At 54.4% G+C, this 16590-nt stretch carries 30 protein-coding genes; 3 read left to right on the forward strand and 27 right to left on the reverse strand.

Annotation, left to right across the window (positions count from 1 at the left end):
• Positions 1–171 precede the first annotated feature (171 nt).
• From DJ70_RS02925 to DJ70_RS02935, 3 genes are all read left to right on the forward strand, one after another.
• Positions 172–642, forward strand: coding sequence for an ERCC4 domain-containing protein (locus DJ70_RS02925; protein WP_094529975.1), 471 nt, complete (start codon positions 172–174; stop codon positions 640–642).
• A 152-nt stretch (positions 643–794) separates the two neighbouring features.
• Positions 795–989, forward strand: coding sequence for a hypothetical protein (locus DJ70_RS02930; protein ID WP_094529977.1), 195 nt, complete (start codon positions 795–797; stop codon positions 987–989).
• Between the two features lie 372 nt (positions 990–1361).
• Positions 1362–2342, forward strand: a complete 981-nt coding sequence (locus tag DJ70_RS02935; protein WP_218827781.1) for a BspA family leucine-rich repeat surface protein — start codon at positions 1362–1364, stop codon at positions 2340–2342.
• 377 nt (positions 2343–2719) lie between these two features.
• Here the strand turns inward: DJ70_RS02935 and DJ70_RS02940 are convergent, their stop codons facing one another.
• The 27 genes from DJ70_RS02940 to DJ70_RS18100 all read right to left on the reverse strand — a co-directional run bounded on the left by DJ70_RS02940 (position 2720) and on the right by DJ70_RS18100 (position 16566).
• On the reverse strand, positions 2720–3925 hold the full coding sequence (locus DJ70_RS02940) for a hypothetical protein (RefSeq protein ID WP_094529981.1): 1206 nt from the start codon (positions 3923–3925) through the stop codon (positions 2720–2722).
• Between the two features lie 378 nt (positions 3926–4303).
• Positions 4304–4609, reverse strand: coding sequence for a hypothetical protein (locus DJ70_RS02945; protein WP_094529983.1), 306 nt, complete (start codon positions 4607–4609; stop codon positions 4304–4306).
• Positions 4610–4921, reverse strand: coding sequence for a hypothetical protein (locus tag DJ70_RS02950; RefSeq protein WP_094529985.1), 312 nt, complete (start codon positions 4919–4921; stop codon positions 4610–4612).
• The gene (locus tag DJ70_RS02955; RefSeq protein WP_094529987.1) at positions 4921–5265 is read right to left on the reverse strand and encodes a hypothetical protein; all 345 of its coding nucleotides are present in this window, start codon (positions 5263–5265) and stop codon (positions 4921–4923) included. Before DJ70_RS02955 ends, DJ70_RS02950 begins: the two co-directional genes overlap by 1 nt.
• A gap of 54 nt (positions 5266–5319) precedes the next feature.
• Positions 5320–5541, reverse strand: coding sequence for a hypothetical protein (locus DJ70_RS02960; protein ID WP_143420910.1), 222 nt, complete (start codon positions 5539–5541; stop codon positions 5320–5322).
• A gap of 22 nt (positions 5542–5563) precedes the next feature.
• Positions 5564–5767: a hypothetical protein gene (locus DJ70_RS16615; protein WP_143420911.1), complete on the reverse strand. Its 204-nt coding sequence runs from the start codon at positions 5765–5767 to the stop codon at positions 5564–5566.
• A gap of 120 nt (positions 5768–5887) precedes the next feature.
• Entirely contained in the window at positions 5888–6223 is a 336-nt protein-coding gene (locus DJ70_RS02965; RefSeq protein ID WP_094529991.1) for a hypothetical protein, read from the reverse strand.
• 391 nt (positions 6224–6614) lie between these two features.
• A complete protein-coding gene (locus DJ70_RS16620; protein WP_143420912.1) occupies positions 6615–6821 on the reverse strand; it encodes a hypothetical protein in 207 nt (68 codons plus the stop codon).
• Positions 6821–7135, reverse strand: a complete 315-nt coding sequence (locus DJ70_RS02970) for a hypothetical protein (RefSeq protein WP_143420913.1) — start codon at positions 7133–7135, stop codon at positions 6821–6823. The genes DJ70_RS16620 and DJ70_RS02970 overlap by 1 nt, the downstream gene beginning before the upstream one ends.
• Positions 7136–7220: 85 nt before the next feature.
• Positions 7221–7712: a hypothetical protein gene (locus DJ70_RS02975; protein WP_094529997.1), complete on the reverse strand. Its 492-nt coding sequence runs from the start codon at positions 7710–7712 to the stop codon at positions 7221–7223.
• Positions 7713–7781: 69 nt separating this feature from the next.
• Entirely contained in the window at positions 7782–8216 is a 435-nt protein-coding gene (locus tag DJ70_RS02980; RefSeq protein ID WP_094530000.1) for a hypothetical protein, read from the reverse strand.
• The gene (locus tag DJ70_RS17165; RefSeq protein ID WP_179233937.1) at positions 8213–8377 is read right to left on the reverse strand and encodes a hypothetical protein; all 165 of its coding nucleotides are present in this window, start codon (positions 8375–8377) and stop codon (positions 8213–8215) included. Before DJ70_RS17165 ends, DJ70_RS02980 begins: the two co-directional genes overlap by 4 nt.
• A 130-nt stretch (positions 8378–8507) precedes the next feature.
• Entirely contained in the window at positions 8508–8936 is a 429-nt protein-coding gene (locus DJ70_RS02985) for a hypothetical protein (RefSeq protein ID WP_143420914.1), read from the reverse strand.
• Between the two features lie 101 nt (positions 8937–9037).
• The gene (locus DJ70_RS16625; RefSeq protein ID WP_143420915.1) at positions 9038–9238 is read right to left on the reverse strand and encodes a hypothetical protein; all 201 of its coding nucleotides are present in this window, start codon (positions 9236–9238) and stop codon (positions 9038–9040) included.
• 204 nt (positions 9239–9442) lie between these two features.
• On the reverse strand, positions 9443–9676 hold the full coding sequence (locus DJ70_RS02990; RefSeq protein ID WP_094530005.1) for a hypothetical protein: 234 nt from the start codon (positions 9674–9676) through the stop codon (positions 9443–9445).
• Position 9677: 1 nt separating this feature from the next.
• Positions 9678–10043 carry a hypothetical protein gene (locus DJ70_RS02995; protein WP_094530008.1) on the reverse strand — a complete coding sequence of 122 codons (366 nt, stop codon included), beginning with the start codon at positions 10041–10043 and terminating at the stop codon, positions 9678–9680.
• Complete coding sequence (locus DJ70_RS03000) at positions 10044–10772, reverse strand: hypothetical protein (protein WP_094530011.1); 729 nt, start codon at positions 10770–10772, stop codon at positions 10044–10046.
• A gap of 85 nt (positions 10773–10857) precedes the next feature.
• Complete coding sequence (locus tag DJ70_RS03005) at positions 10858–11076, reverse strand: hypothetical protein (RefSeq protein WP_094530014.1); 219 nt, start codon at positions 11074–11076, stop codon at positions 10858–10860.
• A 1-nt stretch (position 11077) separates the two neighbouring features.
• Positions 11078–11230 carry a hypothetical protein gene (locus tag DJ70_RS17170; protein ID WP_179233938.1) on the reverse strand — a complete coding sequence of 51 codons (153 nt, stop codon included), beginning with the start codon at positions 11228–11230 and terminating at the stop codon, positions 11078–11080.
• A complete protein-coding gene (locus tag DJ70_RS03010) occupies positions 11227–11718 on the reverse strand; it encodes a SprT-like domain-containing protein (RefSeq protein ID WP_179233939.1) in 492 nt (163 codons plus the stop codon). The genes DJ70_RS17170 and DJ70_RS03010 overlap by 4 nt, the downstream gene beginning before the upstream one ends.
• Before the next feature lie 112 nt (positions 11719–11830).
• On the reverse strand, positions 11831–11989 hold the full coding sequence (locus DJ70_RS17175; RefSeq protein WP_179233940.1) for a hypothetical protein: 159 nt from the start codon (positions 11987–11989) through the stop codon (positions 11831–11833).
• Positions 11990–12555: 566 nt separating this feature from the next.
• A complete protein-coding gene (locus tag DJ70_RS03015; protein ID WP_094530019.1) occupies positions 12556–12792 on the reverse strand; it encodes a hypothetical protein in 237 nt (78 codons plus the stop codon).
• 21 nt (positions 12793–12813) lie between these two features.
• The gene (locus tag DJ70_RS03020) at positions 12814–13026 is read right to left on the reverse strand and encodes a hypothetical protein (protein WP_094530021.1); all 213 of its coding nucleotides are present in this window, start codon (positions 13024–13026) and stop codon (positions 12814–12816) included.
• Between the two features lies 1 nt (position 13027).
• Positions 13028–13261, reverse strand: coding sequence for a hypothetical protein (locus tag DJ70_RS03025; protein ID WP_094530023.1), 234 nt, complete (start codon positions 13259–13261; stop codon positions 13028–13030).
• A 312-nt stretch (positions 13262–13573) separates the two neighbouring features.
• Positions 13574–14233, reverse strand: a complete 660-nt coding sequence (locus DJ70_RS03030; RefSeq protein ID WP_094530025.1) for a hypothetical protein — start codon at positions 14231–14233, stop codon at positions 13574–13576.
• A 1621-nt stretch (positions 14234–15854) separates the two neighbouring features.
• Positions 15855–16364, reverse strand: a complete 510-nt coding sequence (locus DJ70_RS16630) for a hypothetical protein (RefSeq protein ID WP_143420916.1) — start codon at positions 16362–16364, stop codon at positions 15855–15857.
• A 49-nt stretch (positions 16365–16413) separates the two neighbouring features.
• Positions 16414–16566 (reverse strand): DUF7837 family putative zinc-binding protein, encoded by a 153-nt coding sequence (locus tag DJ70_RS18100; RefSeq protein ID WP_449272189.1) that lies wholly within the window; start codon positions 16564–16566, stop codon positions 16414–16416.
• Positions 16567–16590: the final 24 nt, after the last annotated feature.

Genomic DNA, 16590 nt, shown 5'->3' on the forward strand with positions numbered 1-16590 from the left:
CCGTCATGGTCGCCGCGATCACCTGCCGAGCAGACGGTCGGTTCTACCACCCCAGCCGGGATGATGGAGTAAACGACCCGCTGTTCGTCTCGCTTCTTGCCGACCTCGAATACCGCCAGCGCGTCGTTCACAGTTGCTATGCGAAGGTTCTCGAACGGGTGAATTTCTAGCATGATTATTCTGATTGACGACCGCGAGAAGCGGCCTTGGAAGTTCCCCGGCGTGGAAACCGAGGAGGCCCGCTTAGAGACGGGCGACTACTCGATCAAGGGATTCGAAGACCGCTTCGCCGTCGAACGCAAATCACTGAACGACCTCGCTACCTCGGTAGGGAGTGACCGGGACCGTTTTGAGGCCGAGATTCAACGAGCGCAAGACTTTGACGAGTTCGCTGTCGTTGTGGAAGCCTCCCGAGAAGATGTTGAAGCAGGTAGATACTATTCGCAGATCCATCCCAATGCCGTTCTCGGAACGACCGAAAAATGGCCGTGGAAGTTCGACCGACTGGAGTTTGTCTGGGCCGGCGAAAATGAAGACGGCGTAGGGGTGCGCGACCTTCCTGCCGCTCGGGACTACGGCGCTCAGGAAACACTCCGACTACTCGATCGGTGGTATCTCAAGGCGGCTTCCGATCTATTCTAAGCAGGTTGGTACAGCGAAAATCCGCTGATGGTTCTGTTGGATTATTAGGCACATTCAGACAAGAACTGTCCGGAAATCACAGAATTTAGGACATTTAGCACCTGTATCAGCCATTTATTTTAAGTGAGGTAACGCTGTACTGTCAAACGAATATGAGCTTCAAACAAAACCTCGCAGTCTTTGGAATCATATTTATTACCGTACTAATCGCGGTTCCATTCGCCTTACCATGGATGACTCACAGCGATGCGATCGGCGCTTTCAGCTTCATAATTGATTACCCCTTCATCGGAATTCTGTTGGCTGGATTCGTTATAGCCGGATTCGTTGGTGACTGGCTTTCCTGAGGATTTCAACGAAATAGATGCGTTGAAAAAGAAAGCCTAGCTTGGTTGGAGAACAAGAGTTTCTATTCCATCGGCTCTTTTGAAGTCCTCAGAGAATTATATATTCTAATCCAGTCTTAGTCAATAGAGACCATTCACGTATCGAAATAGACCGGCAACCTGTCCAAATCATGCCAGAAACGAAGTGACCGATATAGAGGATCAATACAGCACTCGGTCATCTTTGATTTCAACTGTCATTATGATCCTGTCTATTTCCCATATATCGGGTATGGTTTCAGATGGTCCCTCGTAGGGTTGAAATTCGACCAGGCAGTTCTCAACGAACCGACTGCTCGAAAGGCTGATTGGTGTTGGTTCTAGGCTAATCTGGTGAAACAACAATCAGGCTACGATGGTTTTTTGAGAGAAAAGTATATACTTTCTTTTATGAATAGACGGGAGTTCTTGATCATTGGTACAAGTACAACGACAGTAGCAATTGCTGGATGTACTGACGAAGGAACTGATACGGAAACGTTTCCCACCGACAGTAGCCAACTGTTTCGGGATGGACAGCTTCAGGAACACGATTTTGAGGACAGTCCATTCACGCAATCAGATGTTGGAACGGCTGTGAGCGAGTTTGAATTAGAGAGTGCGGATGTTAGTACTGTCCAAAATATGAACGGGATGTTTCAGAATACAGAGTGGTTCAATCAGGATCTTGGTGACTGGGATACTGGGAATGTCCAAGATATGAGCGGGATGTTCTCGGGTGCTGAGTCGTTCGATCAAGATATTGGTGACTGGGATACTGGGAATGTCCAAGATATGAGTGGGATGTTCTCGGGTGCTGAGTCGTTCGATCAAGATATTGGTGACTGGGATACCAGCAATGTCCAGAATATGAATGGGATGTTCGCTTTTGCTGAGTCGTTCAATCAGGATATTGGTGATTGGGATACCGGAAATGTCCAAGATATGAGTGGGATGTTCCAGGGCGATCTTGGTGTATCAATGTCGTTCAATCAGGATATTGGTGATTGGGATACTGTGAATGTTCAAGATATGAGCGAGATGTTCTGGCGTGCTGGGTTGTTCAATCAGGACATTGGTGACTGGGATACCAGCAATGTCGAAAATATGGGCGGAATGTTCTCGGGTGCTGGATCATTCAATCAGGATATTGGTGACTGGGATACCAGCAATGTCCGAGAGATGAGCATGATGTTCTCGGATGCTAGGTCGTTCGATCAGGATATTAGTACCTGGTGTGTTGAGCAAATTCGTGGTAAACCTGATCGTTTTGACAGGAATTCAGGATTTGAAGACAACGAAGCAAACCAACCAAACTGGGGTGAAACGTGCTGAATAAGCGCCCTGTATCTCGTATAGATACCAAAATATATTTTAGCTTATATATCTGCTTCGGGTCAATCCGCAGTCTTTAGCGAACGGCTGTTTCGTGCTATCTTGCGTCTGAAGGATTGGATTTCAACACAGCCATGCCGTCATATTGCTTCTTCTATCCTATTCTAACTCCACGCTTCGTGGTTCGGTGGTAAGGCGTCTATCGGTACTTCAAGTCCACAGTCTCCACATGTCCAAGCCGTATACTCTCCATAGTGGCTCTCTGTGGTTGTGAGGTATCCGTCTCCTGCGTGCCGGCAGGAATAGTTGGGTTCAGGCAATGTGAATAACCCTCGATTTCATACTATATTTCACACTAAGAGGGCTTAACAGTTCCTCTACCGCGTGTTTTCGACCGCGACCATGCGTTTCCCGTGTCCAAGGTCCTCAACAGTCAGCCGGTACGGGCCGACGATCGAGGTCGCCACGTCGCCGTCGATCGAGACGTTGTTCGACGGCATGATCTTCACCGTCTCTCCGTCTTCTCTCAAGACGGCGAGAACGTCTCCCTCATCGCCGGAGAACACGTCGTGTTCCTCGGAAGGTGCCCAGCCCTGAACTCCCTCGGCGTCGGCCAGCGAGCCGAGATCGGCCCTCTCCATGTCGTCCGGATTCATCGCTTCCAACGCCGGGTACATCTCTCCGAGATCGATCGGCTCGGCGGCGGTTACGTCGAACGTCTCCTGCTCAGTATCCACCGGGTTACCCTCGGCGTCGAATCCCTCCTGTTCAGCGTAGGAGACCGGCTCGCCAACATTCACCACGTCGAGCGCCCCGGTCGCCTCGTAGTCCTGAATATACTTCGGAACGTTGCCGTCTGCGTCTTCCGTATAGACAACACGGGTGAGATACGTGTACCCGAAGACACCGGGGACGTACTCCGTCTTTTCGACCTCAACCATCTCGGTCTCCGTGTAAGAGACCGTCTTCGTGTCCCCATTCGGTAGTTCGACGATCTCGGTCTTCTCCACTTCCTGTTCTTCCATCTCGGTTGTCGTCACCTCAACGGCGTGTGGGTGGATCAGGAACAGGCGGGTGCGTCCGGGGTTCACGACCGGCGGCTCGTTCCCGCTGGTAACGGAGATCGCCTTGTTGACCCCGTGGACTTTCGCCTCGGCGGCGAACTGGTCGGCGGTCTCGTAATGGGTCTTCCCCACGCTCATCAGTAGATCGTGGCTGTGGAAGGACGCCATTTCACCCGCCGTCGTTCCGGTCGGGCGGTCGGCCATGAGCCGGTCGAGGTGGTTCTGAATCTCGTGCGGTGGGGTGGTCGCCGTAAGACCTGCGTTGCCGGTCACGGACAGCTCGAACTGGATACCGGGGAACTGCTTGTAAGACCGCTTCCGGTCTTCTTTGAACGGGATCGGTTCGTCGAACTCGACGAACGCCGGAAGTTCGCCGTCGGTACCCACGTCGGCCCGGAGGTACGCTTTGCCATCGTTGAGGTAGCCGCACCCGCGCTCCGGGTTCGGCAGGAACTCGTCTTCGTCGTCAGTCTGGTTGTCAGCGTTGCCACTCTGGGTTTGGGTAGTTTCGATAGACATTGTGGTTGGGTAGGGTTGTGGATTATTCGTCCGATTCGATCTCTTCTATCGCCGTGTCCAATTTCTCTTGAACGGCAGTTAAGACGTCCATGTTTCTATTTTCAGAAACAAGCGCTACTTGCTTTTTGGCTTCTTTAAGCCGTTTTGAGTCCTTCATTATTGTACTAATGTACTTGCTACTACATTTCATTTATGTTTCAAACTGAGTAGCGACAGAGGCCTACAGAATCCCGAAGCAGTCGGCGCAAGCCGGATACTCGTTGTACGACCAGCGGCCCCACTCGTCTTGAGACTCAAGGCTCATGAGTTCGATCCCGGAACGGTTCTTACAGGAACAGAAGCCAAAATCCGAAACGTGCCTCTCGTAGCTTCCTCCCATTAGAAGTGCCCTCGGCGGTCGAAGTACCGCTCTCGTTGTCGGTCCAACTTCGCTTCGGCGGCGGCCTCGGCTTCGCCCTCTTCGCGGCGTACCGCTTCCTCCATTGTCTCGGTGTGGTCGAGCGTCACGTCGTGGACGTTCAGACCCGGCCGCACTTCCAGCCCGTTCGGGTAGTCGGCAAGCCGGATCTTTCGGAGGATCGCCTTCGCCCGCTGTTCGTCGTCGGCTACCTTATCGACGGGAAGCGCGACACGAATTGAAACCTCGGCGAACTGTACCTCTTTATGCTCGTTTTCGTCTATCATTCAGAGTCGGTTGATGATTTCAGGCACGGCATCGAGTGCGGCCTGCTCGGTCGAATATCGCCCTCGGGAGACGGCGTACTCACTCACTTCGGGATCGCCGCCTTCTCTCACCCCGAGGATCGGGTAGATAGCAACGTAGTGGTCGCCACCTTCGTCCCAAAACATCTCGCCGTCGTATCCACCGAGGCCGTGTTTCCCGGCGAGCGAGCCGCCCATCCGGAACGACGTTCCGAACCAGCGGGTGTAATAGGCCGTTCCGCGCTCACCGGACCACCACTCAAACCCACGGGGGAGGTCAGGAAACTCCAGCATTAGTACACCTCAAGGGTGCCCGTAGCGTGGCCTGTGTCCTCGAAGTGGTACATGACGGTAAAGGCCCCTTCCGCTTTGGCCGTTCTCACCTCGGCAGGGTGGTGGAAGGTCGCCCGGATGTGTTCGGTCACGACTCGGGTATCGAAGGTCCCGCCGACCTCCACCAGTCCGTCGCCGTAGTAGTCAACATAGTCAACGTTGCCGAGTCGTACTTCGTCCCACGGGTCGTCTTCGTTGGCTATGTTCTCAGGAATGTATGTCTCCCATTCGTCCGATTCTTTAGCGAGACTCAGGATGTACTGTGCTAAGTATTCGTCTTCGATCTCTGTGGTTGTATCTAGCATCGTTGGGTTTGGTCGTCAGAAAATTTTTCAGAAAATGCCGGGCGCGAAGGGGCTTTACTCGTACTCCCTCGGCGGAGGACAGCCGTACCTGTTCTCGTCCATGAACTGTTTAGCGGCGGCGACGGCCAGCATACGGCCGCCGTTCCCGCCGCCGCAGTTCCCCCGGATCAGGTAGGAGTCACCGGGATAGACGGACGTGAATATGGTCGTCCAATGGCCCCGGCTTCCGAGGTGAGCGACTACCCGGTACGGGGTGTTCTTGTAGGCCCACTTCACGAATCCGTCGTAGTTCGCAACCTCACGCCACGTCTCTGAGGTAGTCGGCGTAGTTTTCGTACTCGGCGGTGCTGTCTCGGTCTCTGATTCTGTCAAGGCACTCATCACATATCGGGTTCGGACCTGCCGGGTAGGCTCGGCAGTCATGCCAGTTGAGGCAGACCCCTTCCGGCGTCTCATCGTCCGGATCACGGACGAACAGCGTCGTTTGTTCAGTATCCACCATGCGGCGGCTCCGGATCTTCCTGTCGTAACACCGGACACCTGACCAGCTCCAGCGTCATTTGGTCCACGTCGTGAGCCGACCGCGGGTGACCACAACGGCCACAAATCGGGTCATCGTCATTCATAGCGCCGGCTCCATTACCATGCGCTCGGCGTAATCGGTCGGTTTTCCGTTCTCGATCGCGTCCTGAATGATCCGGTCGGCCCCGAAGCACTCCATTAGGAGTGCCTTGTTGTTCAGATCGGCGCGGGTCCACGCGTGGAACAGGTCGCCGTCCCAGATGGCCCCGAAGAAGTGGCCCCCGACGTGCGAGAAGGTCGCCGGGCCGGAGTCCAGTTCGCCCCAATAGACGTACTTTCGGACCTCCTCTCGGATCGAGTGTCGAGGAACGCCGGCCGCCTCCTTCGGGAAGGTTAGCAGGTCAATGAACAGGTCGGACGCTCCGGCCTTGCTCATAAATCGGATGTGTTCGTTCGTCAGTACAACGTCGCTAACAGATTCGTATTCATTCATGGTTGGGTAGTTTGGCGTGTCTCCCTTCCTGCCGCTCTCGGAGCGGTTTCAGGCTGGGAAGGGGCGTTCCGGTTAGTGTAACCAGAAGACGACAGATTCGGGCGAATCCGGTGGCTCCCAGAGCGTTGAGCCGACCGCTGAGTGTGGAATCCCTACGGGGTTGTCGTCGGCATAATCTGTCCGGGCTGAATACACCGTAAACTCGTTCGTCACTCCATGGTCAGACTTCCCGACCGGCTCCAGCCACGATACCTGAACCATGTCTCCGAACGGAGACAGATCAGACACCGTAATCGCCGTCGCATGGCCGGGGATAGAAACCGTCTTTCCAACTTCAGTCGTCGTTCGGTTTTTCGTGTGTAACTTCGTGTGTTCCATCGTGTCCAATATCGCTACTTACCATCATGGTGACCCGGTTGTGACTCGGATCTATGTCCATTCCTGTTATCATCAAGCCGTCTAAGACCACTTTTCCGCGAGCCTCGTCTACAATCCGAAGCGTGTCGAGGCCCGACCATTTCTCGCCGGGAGTCAGCGGCATTACTGGTTCATCCAGTATTCAGCCGCCGCCTCTGCCGCGTAGATACTCATGTGGCCGTGTCGCTCCTGAATTTCATCGGCCAGCTTGTGTCGAGGCCGGTCGAGGTCTATCGGGGGGCGGGTGATTTTCGGGATGATGATCTCCTCGATCTCCTCACAGCGGTTGTAGATGTGTTGGCCGTAGTTATCGAACCAGCCCCCGAGTTCGACGGTCGTTTCAAGAACACACAGCAGTTCCCGGTAGCCGGTTAGGTTCTCGGCCATCGTTTCTAGCCCGTTCAGCGTCGTCGTCAATCCGGTTGGTGTTTCGCTCATGGTTTGTCGGGTATTGGGTTCGGTCGGCGCGTTCCCGCCGCTCTCGGAGCGGTTTCATACATCTTTCAGACTCGGGAAGTGCTATTCAGTCCCCATGCCGTCTCTCGATCAGGTCGTTGATTTCGGCGAGAAGGGCGGCCTTGTTTTCCTCGGCCACGAAGAACGACGGGGTACCGAACGTGGCGAAGTCGATAACGTAGGTGAACTCAAGGTCTGGGTGGGTCTCGTCGCTCTCGGCCCACTCCGAAGCCAGCCGATTGTATTCTCGGTGGTACGTCCGGGTAGAGAGACCAGGGGATGCCGCCGACTGTGCCGTTTCCAGCGCGATTTCGGTCCAGCCGTGTTCGTCTAACCAGTTGGTCAACGTCCCGCTCGCAAGAGCCTTTGCCAGCCCATCTTCATGGCCGCCAGGTAGATCCCACAGGTCGGTCATGTGGTCGCCGTAGTAGGCTTCAAAGTCCCATCGAACGAGGTTCCCCGAGATCGAGAAGCCCGAAATCTCGTCCGTCTCGCCGTAGCGAACCCGAACGCTTCCGGATTCGTCAGCCCGAATCGGGAAGTCCCGGTAAGCGTCCATCGAGCAGGCCGCACACAGAACCGGGGCGTGGTCGTCTTCGGGGTCGGCGTTCCAGATGTGGTTTTCGACCTACTCGACAAACTCAACGAAGTCGTCGGTCACGTTCCCCCACTCATCGACCCAATCGGTGCTGGTGTAGTCGCCACCCTGCCAAATCTCAAACCGCCACATATCGGCGTTACAGCAGGGACACCGCTCTGCTTTTAGCTCGTGGTTGTTCACGGCCTCGTAAATATCCAGTCCGGAGTCGAGCAGGGCCTTGTGAACCCGGCTCGGCAGTCTCTTGTCCCACGACTGGAGTAGGATAGCGTCTTCAAGATCGCCGTAGGCGTCGGCGTAATAGAGAACGTCCTGCGGAGAAATGATGTGGTTCCGCCCCATCCAATATTTCACGTCGTTCGCGCCGTAGTCGTTCGCCAAGTGGTGAAGCGCCACGGAGTCTGTCATGTCGTCGTACTGGAATCGAGGGTTTGGTTGGGTTTTGCTCATGGTTGGGTAGGTCATTGGTCGGTGTCGAACTCGGTCGGGAACGCTTCACACCACTTCTGGAAGCAGTCTTCACAGAGGTCGGTGAGCTGTGGCTCGGTCCATATCGGGTGTTTGATTACGTACTCGGCGTCGGCCCACGCTTCACCGCAACCGTGGGCGTAAGAACAGGGAATCACCGGGCGGGAACGTCCTTGATGTAGGTCATTTCACCACAGTCGAGGTGTTCTGGAACGCCCTCATGGAATCGAGGACGCTTGACGGAGACCTTCCCACACCGACATTCCCACAAGGCCCGTATATCGTCGTTCATGCGACCCTCATCGGCTTCGGGCCGGGGAGGTGGAAGGGATGTTCTACGTCGGCGGCTCCCATTCCGGTGGAGAATGGGTGATCGTAGTCCGGGTCGGCCAGCTTCTTCAGGTCGTGCCACACGCTCGCTCCTACTGCCGAGCCGAGCGACCGCTTCGCAAGAACCGTGTACGAGCGGTTGTCTTTCCCGGTGATCTTGATGTGAGTCGCCCGTCCGTAGAAGTCCGTTTGAGTGGCCTTGACGTTCAGCCACCCGCCGTTGTAAAGGAACTCCAGACTATCCTGCTCGCCGCCCCGTATCCGCTTCATGTTCCGGATGAATCCGACTGTGATAGGCTCGTCAACTGCTGGAAATACTGTTGCTGTCATGGTTGGATTTGGTTGGTTGGGTTCGTCGCGTTCCCGCCGCTCTTGGAGCGGTTTCATACATCTTTCAGACTCGGGTGGGAGGTTGAGTTCGCAGAAGGCGTGGTGGTATGTACGACGCTACTACCTACTCTGACAGGAGAAATCGACAGATGATTAACTCACCAATCTATTACAGTTCCTCCCCCTGTAAGACGTTCATCTTCATCCATCTCGACCACGTGAACTCTGTTAGGTGGTAGTTTGAGAATTTCATCTCCTGTCTCTACCCTGTAGAGGTGATTGTCTTCTTCCCAATCAACCTCTACATTATCTTCTTCAACAATCTCTCCATCAGGTGTTTTGTATGATATTGAGGTCATACACAAAGTGGGTCCCGAGATATACATATAAGCGTGACCCCGTATCTAGATTCTGAGTTTACGGATGAAATAAATCTGTTACATATAAAGAATCGCATCTATATTGAAATATTCGGGCATACTACGGCATAAGTCGGTTACCCGTAGTTACTCGCGCTCACTCCGATCCCGCCGCACCCACCTCGCCTCGATTGGCTTCAGCTATCATTCGACGTTGAACCACGCCGTTACGTGGCCTTCGTGAACGTCGTTCGTGATCTCCTGGACCGCGGCAATCGCTCGTTCGTGGGTTAGGTGTCTGTGATGAATCGAGTACGTCTCGAACAGGCTGTTCCAACTGTCCACGATCTCGTCGTCGTCCAACAGCGTCACTTCGTATTCGTAGGCGTTCTCGTTCTCAAGGACGCGGTAGACACGCCCGGTTACTGTATAGGTCATCTTATCTCTGGACTCTGTAAACCGTTACCGCGTAGTGTCTCACGTCGTCGTAAGCGAACGCCTCGGCTCGTAATTCCACAATCAGCGAGAAGGTCGCCAGCGTTTCGGGATCCGTCCACAGGAACCTATAGCGGTTCCTGCCTTCGGCTCGGTAGACGTTTCCGTTTCGGATGATGTTTCCAACCGTTTCCCACGGAATACGTCGCTCTTTCACCATCTGAACGAATTTGCTCCAGCCGCCCAGTTGGTCCGGGGGGACCGGCTGGAAAAACTCGGGCTTCCGGGGAACCGAAGTCGTCGGCCAGTCGTGTGTGTAGTCGTTCGCGTAGTTCTGGATCTCCTTGTGGGTCCGGATCGTCTGACTCATTTACGCACTTCCAACAATCGTCAGCTCGTCGTGTTCGCAATCCCATTCAAACTCGTCACGTTCCCACCCCCGGCCGCAGTCTTCGCAGTACGCTACGTCCCCGTATTTCCGATCGGTTTCGAGAACGTGGTTGTGATCGCAATCGTCTACGAAGTCCCGAAGTGCCTGATAGGCTTGTTCAATGCCGACCCGCTTCGCAGTCTCCAATTCCCCACGAAGCATGTCTCGGGCCGTGTCGGCGGCTATCTCGGGAGCGTTGTGGGTGTAGTTCACCTTGTCCGGCACCGAGTCGCCGTCGAACATGGCCTCGATCTCGGTTGGCGTCCACGGGACGACTGTATCAATCGGGACGTAATCAGACAGTCTTGGGTCGCTGAACCCGACGTGTCTCTCGCCCCGGATCCGGGTGCCGCCCTCGTTCGCGTTCCTCATTTCCAGAAGGGAGTCGTTCGGAAACGGCCGCCATTCAAGCGAATATCGGCAGTCGTGAAGACCAGAAATCGCGCCGCCCACCATCTCGTCCTGGTCGTAATCGTAGTGTTCTCGTGATTGGTAGAAGACGTGTCCCCAATGCCGGACGGAGCCGGCGTTCGGAACGTTCCGCTTCTTGTCGAGCTTCGTGATCCAGTAGTCGTCGTGAAGTGCCTCGAAGTAGTGGAGCTTCCGAAGGGCCTCGTTGTCGTCAACGCTGATTCGGTACGTGTAGGTTCGTGGCGTTCGTCGATTCATGGTTGGGTTTGGTTGGGTCTGGGTTCGTCGCGTTCCCGCCGCTCTCGGAGTGGTTTCATACATCTTTCAGACTCGGGAAGGACCGCTACAGGACTCTTTCGTAGTGGTAGAACGGAGCGCCGGTCGTGATCAGCGGCTCGTCATTCACCAGGGTATTGATGATAACGCCGTTCGTCGCTCGCCGAATCTGAATGTCGATCGTCGCGGCGTCTCCGGTTCCGGTGTCGGCCCCGTCGACGTGTCCAAATTGGCGGTACGCACGGTCTCGGATGACTCCCGAAGGGGTCCGGTACTCGAAGTTCATTTCAATCAATCACGTTTCCACAAGGGTACTTCGTCACCGAGCCGTCGAGGTACTCCACAAATAGGTCGTTTCCGTCGTACCACCACGTTTCCACATCTTCGTCGGTTCCCGAGCCGTCTTCCCAGATGATGTTGATCGTGTTCGGGTTCTTCATCGGTTATCCTCCATCCGAAGCGGGGCATTACAGCACTTGGAGCGGTATTTCTCGGGATGTTTGACTGTCTTCGATTTCCGGAAGCGGTGTGCTACGATCTCGCCGCACTCCTTACAATAGAGAATGTACTTCGCTTCGTCTTCGGAGAACGTTTCACAATGACGGTGGGTGTCTAACGGTTTGACGAGCCGTTTGAAGGGAGAACCATGGCCGCCCCGTCCGTAGTTCTGGACTGTGTGGACATGGATCAGCTCGTGTCGGATTGTCTCCGCGAATTGTTCCCAGCCCCATTTTTGGTAGGCGTTGAAGGCATATCGAACGCACTTCACGGTGTCCGAACCCTTCATGTGAAGCACTTTCCCGGCCGTCTTTTTCATTTTATCAGACACTTCAACCGGGAAGGCTTCAACGTCAACGTCGATCGGGTAGTGGTCGGCGGCCCACTTGTGGTAGGTCCGGATCGCTTCCACCAGTTCGGTCCGGCTCATGTCGTCAGGAAACGTCGGCTCCGAAGACTCGCCGTTCGGCTCGTCTGGTTCCGGTTCGGAGTCGGTGTGGAATTGGCTGGAGTCGAATCCTTTGGGAGTAGGGAATTTCATTTCAGATCCAGTCCTCGACGTAGACCGAACTTTCTGGGTCGGTGGTAATGGATTGTCCTATTCGTTCTCCGAGGAAGGCAACCTCGTCTTTTCCGAAGTACACTTCTAAATCTTCGCCGGGTAGTTCCGGATCATCGAAGTCGTCAAGTAGTCCGTTCATGGTTGGGTTTGGTTGGGTTCGGTTGGCACTCGTCTCTCTATTCGACAGCCCTGTTGGGCAAGTCCTAAACTGGGAGTCGAACCCAGATAGTATCCAATTAGGAAGTCGGGGTTCTTGCTGGATAGGGATTAGCTGAAACCGGATCCTCCGAAACCGGAAAACCCTATCCTACAACCCCCCTTGTGGTTCCCCCCTTCTCCTTTCCCTTTACTGAACTTCTCCACAGTCTAGACAAAACTGAAGAGCAACGTGAGGAAGTTCCGGGTCGGGATGTGGTTCAGTTCGTAGATTCGTGCTACCACAATCGAGGCAGGTTGGGTCGTCGAATTTCATACCAGCCGAGGAATGAATTTGCCAGCGCGTTCATGATCCGGACAATTCGGATTCCGACAATAGTATTCAACTTCGTCCGATCGGTCACCGGAGACTCTAACGTGTTTCAACAGCCGGTCGTAATGGCACATCCGGCACTCGTTTTCCACGATTGAAACCCGACGCCCAGAATCTCCCCAGCCCGGTCTAAACGTCACCCCGTCGTACAATTTGATGATCTCTTCTTCGGGCATTTAATTCTCCTCCGGGTACACGTCGAGATTCAGGTAGCGGGAATTTTCTTCCTGGGTGACCATGATCCGCTCGCCGTATTCTCCGATTTCCATGCTGGAAGTAGCGAAGGCAAATCCGTTCAGATTCAAGGCCCCAGCAACGAATGTCTCGATCTGATTCAATCCGTTTACAGCGGTCACTTCATATTCGTCTCCGGTTGATTCGACAACAACGTTGATGGCTTCAAATTCTATCATGGTTGGGTAGGTTGGGTTTGGTTAGAATTTCTGCCGGGCGATTTCCTCAGCTCTCACACAGTCTTCTCGGGTCGGGATCTCATCTCGCTCGTATCCCATCTTGCCAAGCTCGATCTCGACGAGTCGGGAGAACTTTCGTTCATCCCGAACCCGGCGATCGTGTTGGGCTTTCACTTCGGGGTCGGCGTAATATCCAGCAGGCTTGTCTCTCCAGTCGTTGTGATAGACGCTCATTTTAGAAGTACCAATCCGGGTCGACGGTGATCATATCTCCCGTAATGGAGTCTTCCAGCCGAGCCTCCAATTCCATTTGAGCTTCGGCTTCGGGGTCGTCGTTTTCCTCGGGAGTATCCCAGCCGATGTTGAAGGCCAGTTCGTCGTACATCTCGAAGTCCGGATCGAAGTCGCCGTTCCGGTCGTCGTAGGCTATGCTAACGGTGTCGTTGGGGTCAAATTCGGTTGCGCTCATATTTGGTTGGGTTTGGATCTGGTTGTGACTCTCGGGGTGATTTCCCCCCACTTATTCTCAAGTGAGATATTAAATCTATTCGTCGCGATTGATTACTTCGCCGTTTCGACGTTCGTCAATCTCCCGACCGATCGCCGCGGCGTTATCACGCTGGTTCTGCCAAGCATTTGCGGGCGAATCTCCTCGGGAGTCGTCGTCTATCGGATCTCGTCGCATGGTAGTTCCCCTTATGGGGAAGCCCGATCCGGGGGTCGAACCCGGCGGGAAGGCCAGTATCCTTTCAGGCTAAATCAGGAGCCGGTTCGGGGTTGGTTACTTGTGGACGACCTCGAACTTCGTTCGGAGCGTTTCCAGAACATTCTCGGCCGTTTTCTCGCCGCAACCGTCGGCCTCGTCAATCAGGAGAGACAGGATCTCGTCGTCGGTCGCCTCGTCGCCGGACTCTTTGGCCCAGACAATCAGGTTCCCGTCGTCGTCAACCGGCGGCTCGTAGGCTTCAGGGAAGTAAATCTCGTCTTCGTCGTCGTAGAAGGTCTTGGGGTTAACCCCCCATTCGTCGGCGGCGTTATCCCGCGACAGGATTTCGTGATCGAAATCCGGCTCGCCGTTCCAGTCGCGGTATCCTGGAAGGGACACCTCGCCGGGAATCTCCTCGTCGGATCGAAGCTCGCGGAGCTGTTGTTTGATGTCGTCCTTAGCGTCCTTGTAGAACACGTAGTGATCGGCGAGGGGAGAACGGCCGACGTGAGAGGCTATATCGGAGTTAGAGACGTCTTCGGGGTTCGTGAAGAGGTGGGTTGCGGCGATTTTACGAACGCCACGGTACGTTTCAACCACCATGTCGTACTCCTTGAGGAGTTCGAGGTGTTCGTCGCTAAGCGTCTCGTAGACAGATTCGGGTTCGGGGTCGGCCGCTTCGGAGTCGGTGTTCGTGTTGCTAACGTCGGTCGTCTTCGGAGTCGGGAAAGCCATTGGTTGGGTTGGGTTTGGGTTTGGTTCGGCCCACAAGGGCCGGCTAAGTCTCGTCAGCCCCCGGTGTTGGGTTTGGCTCCGGGGAGACGACCCCCCGAAGGGGGTCGTTTCGACTAACCGTTTGCTGTTCGGACCGTTACGGCCCGCTTAGGAAGTTGGTATCACCTTCGGTGGGTGACGCTTATCGCCGGCCGATCCGGCCGTTTCACGTCTATTGTCTCAACATACCCAATAGAATACCAATTCCCCCCGAAGGGGGGCCGAGGATACAGGTTTTGGGTCTTAGGCTTTATCCCGAAGGCTTCCCACGGCCCCGGAAAGGGCCGGAACGGATGGGATATGATCGACCCCCGAAGGGGTCGGCCCGACCGGACTTACCCAGATTACGGACGATATGGCGGTGACTGTAAGGGTATGTTGTGTCGATCCTTCCGGTCCCTTTGCGGTCGGGGTTCCGGTCGGAAAGATACGCAGGTAGGCCCCAGCGTGAATGTCCTTCGGTCCTTTCCGGTCCTCGCGGTACGACCTTCCCACAACGCCCGTCGTAAGGTCCGTTCGTGATTGGTTTTCAAACAGGGTCACTACTGATCCCTCGGGGGATTTACGTGGTATCTCCGTACCTTCGGGGGTTCCTACCTTAGCGGCCGACCGCTGGGGATCGTACCGAAGGGGGCTTAACACGGTTCTTAGCCATGTCATAGGCCCGTTTCAAGGGGTCCGAAGGGGGCTTACGAACCTTTGGGGGTCGATAGTGACCCCCGGCCGTGGTACGATATTCGTGGTTTGAACTTCCCCGAGGGTCCGTTACATGCGGTCGCCCTTAGCTCCCATAGGACCGCCTTGAAACGGCCCCAGAGGGGGGGTCGCGGGTTCGCCTTACCAGACTTCGCCCGGTTCCTAACACGAATACCGCCCGGCCCGGCCGAACCCACAAGGGCCGACCGCGCCGGACTTGCTTTCAAGAAATCTCACCCCGAGGGGGTCATTGACATTCAACAGTAGGTTTGGGGGGTTATATAAACTCATCGAATTGAAAAACCGCAAGACAGAGGCCAGTTCATCACGGTTGTTAACGGTATTCTAGAGAGATACCACTAAGAGATAATCGCCGATTTGCCCGTCCGGCGGCACCTTCCTGCCGCATAGGACAAAACCACTAGACGGCGGTACCATTACAGGGTGATTCTACTGGATACTCATACGGCGGCCGATAGCTGGCGCGCGGCCTTTCGGCCTAATCGTCCGAATATCGTACTCTCCGGCCTTGAAATGCCCGTTCTCAAGGTCCATACACCCGGACCCATAACCCATTACCTACACTCATACACCGGCAACTATCTCCGCATATAGACCCTCCCTCGGTTCGGATCCGCGCGGGGGTCGATCCGGTCGGGGTTCTTTATACGGTATCCCTCGTGGGTATATGAAGGATATATAAAGGAATGAAGAGGGAAGGGAAGGGGGAGAGGTTAGTACACCACTTGGGAGGGGGTCGCCGATATGAGACCTTACCTGCCTCGATAAAATCTCAAAAAATCGGTGATCAAAAGCGGTTCAGCTCTATCGAAATCATTGGTAGTGGTTCATTGATTCGCTTTGGTCAGAAGAGATAGACCAACGCTCACCTTTTTTGCTCTGAATAGTATTTACTGGTCAAACTGGCATTTGCGATATAGTAGAAGATTACATCAAAGCTTTGTATTCGGTAGTATAGGTGGTCAGGAACGCCTTTCACGGTTAATATATAGTGATCATCGTGGTTTTCATGACGACACTCAGCTAATACGATATTGTCTTCAAGCGTTTCTTCGAACTCATCTATATCTCCGATAACAAAGCCTTCTGTGTTGATATCGAATATAGTATTCCCGTCAATCTCTTGCCACGGCCAGAAAGATCGCTTCAGTAAGTAGGTGAAGTCTGAGGCTTCTTGGAAGAACACCTGGTTAACTGTGACTCCGATCTCCTCAATCTCGTCGTTATTTGTGGTTTTGACATCTGTACCTCGCCCATAGTGATCTTTTAGCCGTTGTTCGAATTCATATGCTGTCTCACGATTGGCTGTTGAGACACGCATCCAAGCAATCAACAAAATGAGAATAGACAGCAGGGCTTCGACTGACAGATTCATACAAATTGATTAATCTGACTGGCTATCAAAGTAATCCACCTACCCACCCCTATAGCGGTTTTACCACTTCATCACAGGACGGACACTCGGCAAAGACACCCGTACTTCCATCGGCTTCTTCGTATTCAATGAGTTTCCACGCTTGCGATATCTCGCTCTCGCAGTTTGGACATTGACCAAGGGGCGGGGGACTGTTGGTCATTAGGGGGGGAAGGGAGCGTGTGAC

Origin of the sequence: Halorubrum halodurans (assembly GCF_002252985.1) — an archaeon.
GTDB lineage: Archaea > Halobacteriota > Halobacteria > Halobacteriales > Haloferacaceae > Halorubrum > Halorubrum halodurans.

Bases quoted from the DNA above. Each gene is read 5' to 3' on its own strand.
- DJ70_RS03015 (WP_094530019.1), bottom strand. From the start codon at position 12,792: ATGATAGAATTTGAAGCCATCAACGTTGTTGTCGAATCAACCGGAGAC.
- DJ70_RS03005 (WP_094530014.1), bottom strand. From the start codon at position 11,076: ATGAACTTCGAGTACCGGACCCCTTCGGGAGTCATCCGAGACCGTGCG.
- DJ70_RS03020 (WP_094530021.1), bottom strand. From the start codon at position 13,026: ATGAGCGTCTATCACAACGACTGGAGAGACAAGCCTGCTGGATATTAC.
- DJ70_RS16625 (WP_143420915.1), bottom strand. From the start codon at position 9,238: ATGACCTCAATATCATACAAAACACCTGATGGAGAGATTGTTGAAGAA.
- DJ70_RS03000 (WP_094530011.1), bottom strand. From the start codon at position 10,772: ATGAATCGACGAACGCCACGAACCTACACGTACCGAATCAGCGTTGAC.
- DJ70_RS03010 (WP_179233939.1), bottom strand. From the start codon at position 11,718: ATGAGCCGGACCGAACTGGTGGAAGCGATCCGGACCTACCACAAGTGG.
- DJ70_RS02975 (WP_094529997.1), bottom strand. From the start codon at position 7,712: ATGGACGCTTACCGGGACTTCCCGATTCGGGCTGACGAATCCGGAAGC.
- DJ70_RS03030 (WP_094530025.1), bottom strand. From the start codon at position 14,233: ATGGCTTTCCCGACTCCGAAGACGACCGACGTTAGCAACACGAACACC.
- DJ70_RS02950 (WP_094529985.1), bottom strand. From the start codon at position 4,921: ATGCTGGAGTTTCCTGACCTCCCCCGTGGGTTTGAGTGGTGGTCCGGT.
- DJ70_RS02940 (WP_094529981.1), bottom strand. From the start codon at position 3,925: ATGTCTATCGAAACTACCCAAACCCAGAGTGGCAACGCTGACAACCAG.
- DJ70_RS02925 (WP_094529975.1), top strand. From the start codon at position 172: ATGATTATTCTGATTGACGACCGCGAGAAGCGGCCTTGGAAGTTCCCC.
- DJ70_RS02980 (WP_094530000.1), bottom strand. From the start codon at position 8,216: ATGACCTACCCAACCATGAGCAAAACCCAACCAAACCCTCGATTCCAG.
- DJ70_RS16620 (WP_143420912.1), bottom strand. From the start codon at position 6,821: ATGCCGCTGACTCCCGGCGAGAAATGGTCGGGCCTCGACACGCTTCGG.
- DJ70_RS02970 (WP_143420913.1), bottom strand. From the start codon at position 7,135: ATGAGCGAAACACCAACCGGATTGACGACGACGCTGAACGGGCTAGAA.
- DJ70_RS02990 (WP_094530005.1), bottom strand. From the start codon at position 9,676: ATGACCTATACAGTAACCGGGCGTGTCTACCGCGTCCTTGAGAACGAG.
- DJ70_RS16615 (WP_143420911.1), bottom strand. From the start codon at position 5,767: ATGGTGGATACTGAACAAACGACGCTGTTCGTCCGTGATCCGGACGAT.
- DJ70_RS16630 (WP_143420916.1), bottom strand. From the start codon at position 16,364: ATGAATCTGTCAGTCGAAGCCCTGCTGTCTATTCTCATTTTGTTGATT.
- DJ70_RS17175 (WP_179233940.1), bottom strand. From the start codon at position 11,989: ATGAACGGACTACTTGACGACTTCGATGATCCGGAACTACCCGGCGAA.
- DJ70_RS02985 (WP_143420914.1), bottom strand. From the start codon at position 8,936: ATGAAACCGCTCCAAGAGCGGCGGGAACGCGACGAACCCAACCAACCA.
- DJ70_RS18100 (WP_449272189.1), bottom strand. From the start codon at position 16,566: ATGACCAACAGTCCCCCGCCCCTTGGTCAATGTCCAAACTGCGAGAGC.
- DJ70_RS02995 (WP_094530008.1), bottom strand. From the start codon at position 10,043: ATGAGTCAGACGATCCGGACCCACAAGGAGATCCAGAACTACGCGAAC.
- DJ70_RS02930 (WP_094529977.1), top strand. From the start codon at position 795: ATGAGCTTCAAACAAAACCTCGCAGTCTTTGGAATCATATTTATTACC.
- DJ70_RS02965 (WP_094529991.1), bottom strand. From the start codon at position 6,223: ATGAGCAAGGCCGGAGCGTCCGACCTGTTCATTGACCTGCTAACCTTC.
- DJ70_RS17170 (WP_179233938.1), bottom strand. From the start codon at position 11,230: ATGAAGAACCCGAACACGATCAACATCATCTGGGAAGACGGCTCGGGA.
- DJ70_RS03025 (WP_094530023.1), bottom strand. From the start codon at position 13,261: ATGAGCGCAACCGAATTTGACCCCAACGACACCGTTAGCATAGCCTAC.
- DJ70_RS02955 (WP_094529987.1), bottom strand. From the start codon at position 5,265: ATGCTAGATACAACCACAGAGATCGAAGACGAATACTTAGCACAGTAC.
- DJ70_RS02945 (WP_094529983.1), bottom strand. From the start codon at position 4,609: ATGATAGACGAAAACGAGCATAAAGAGGTACAGTTCGCCGAGGTTTCA.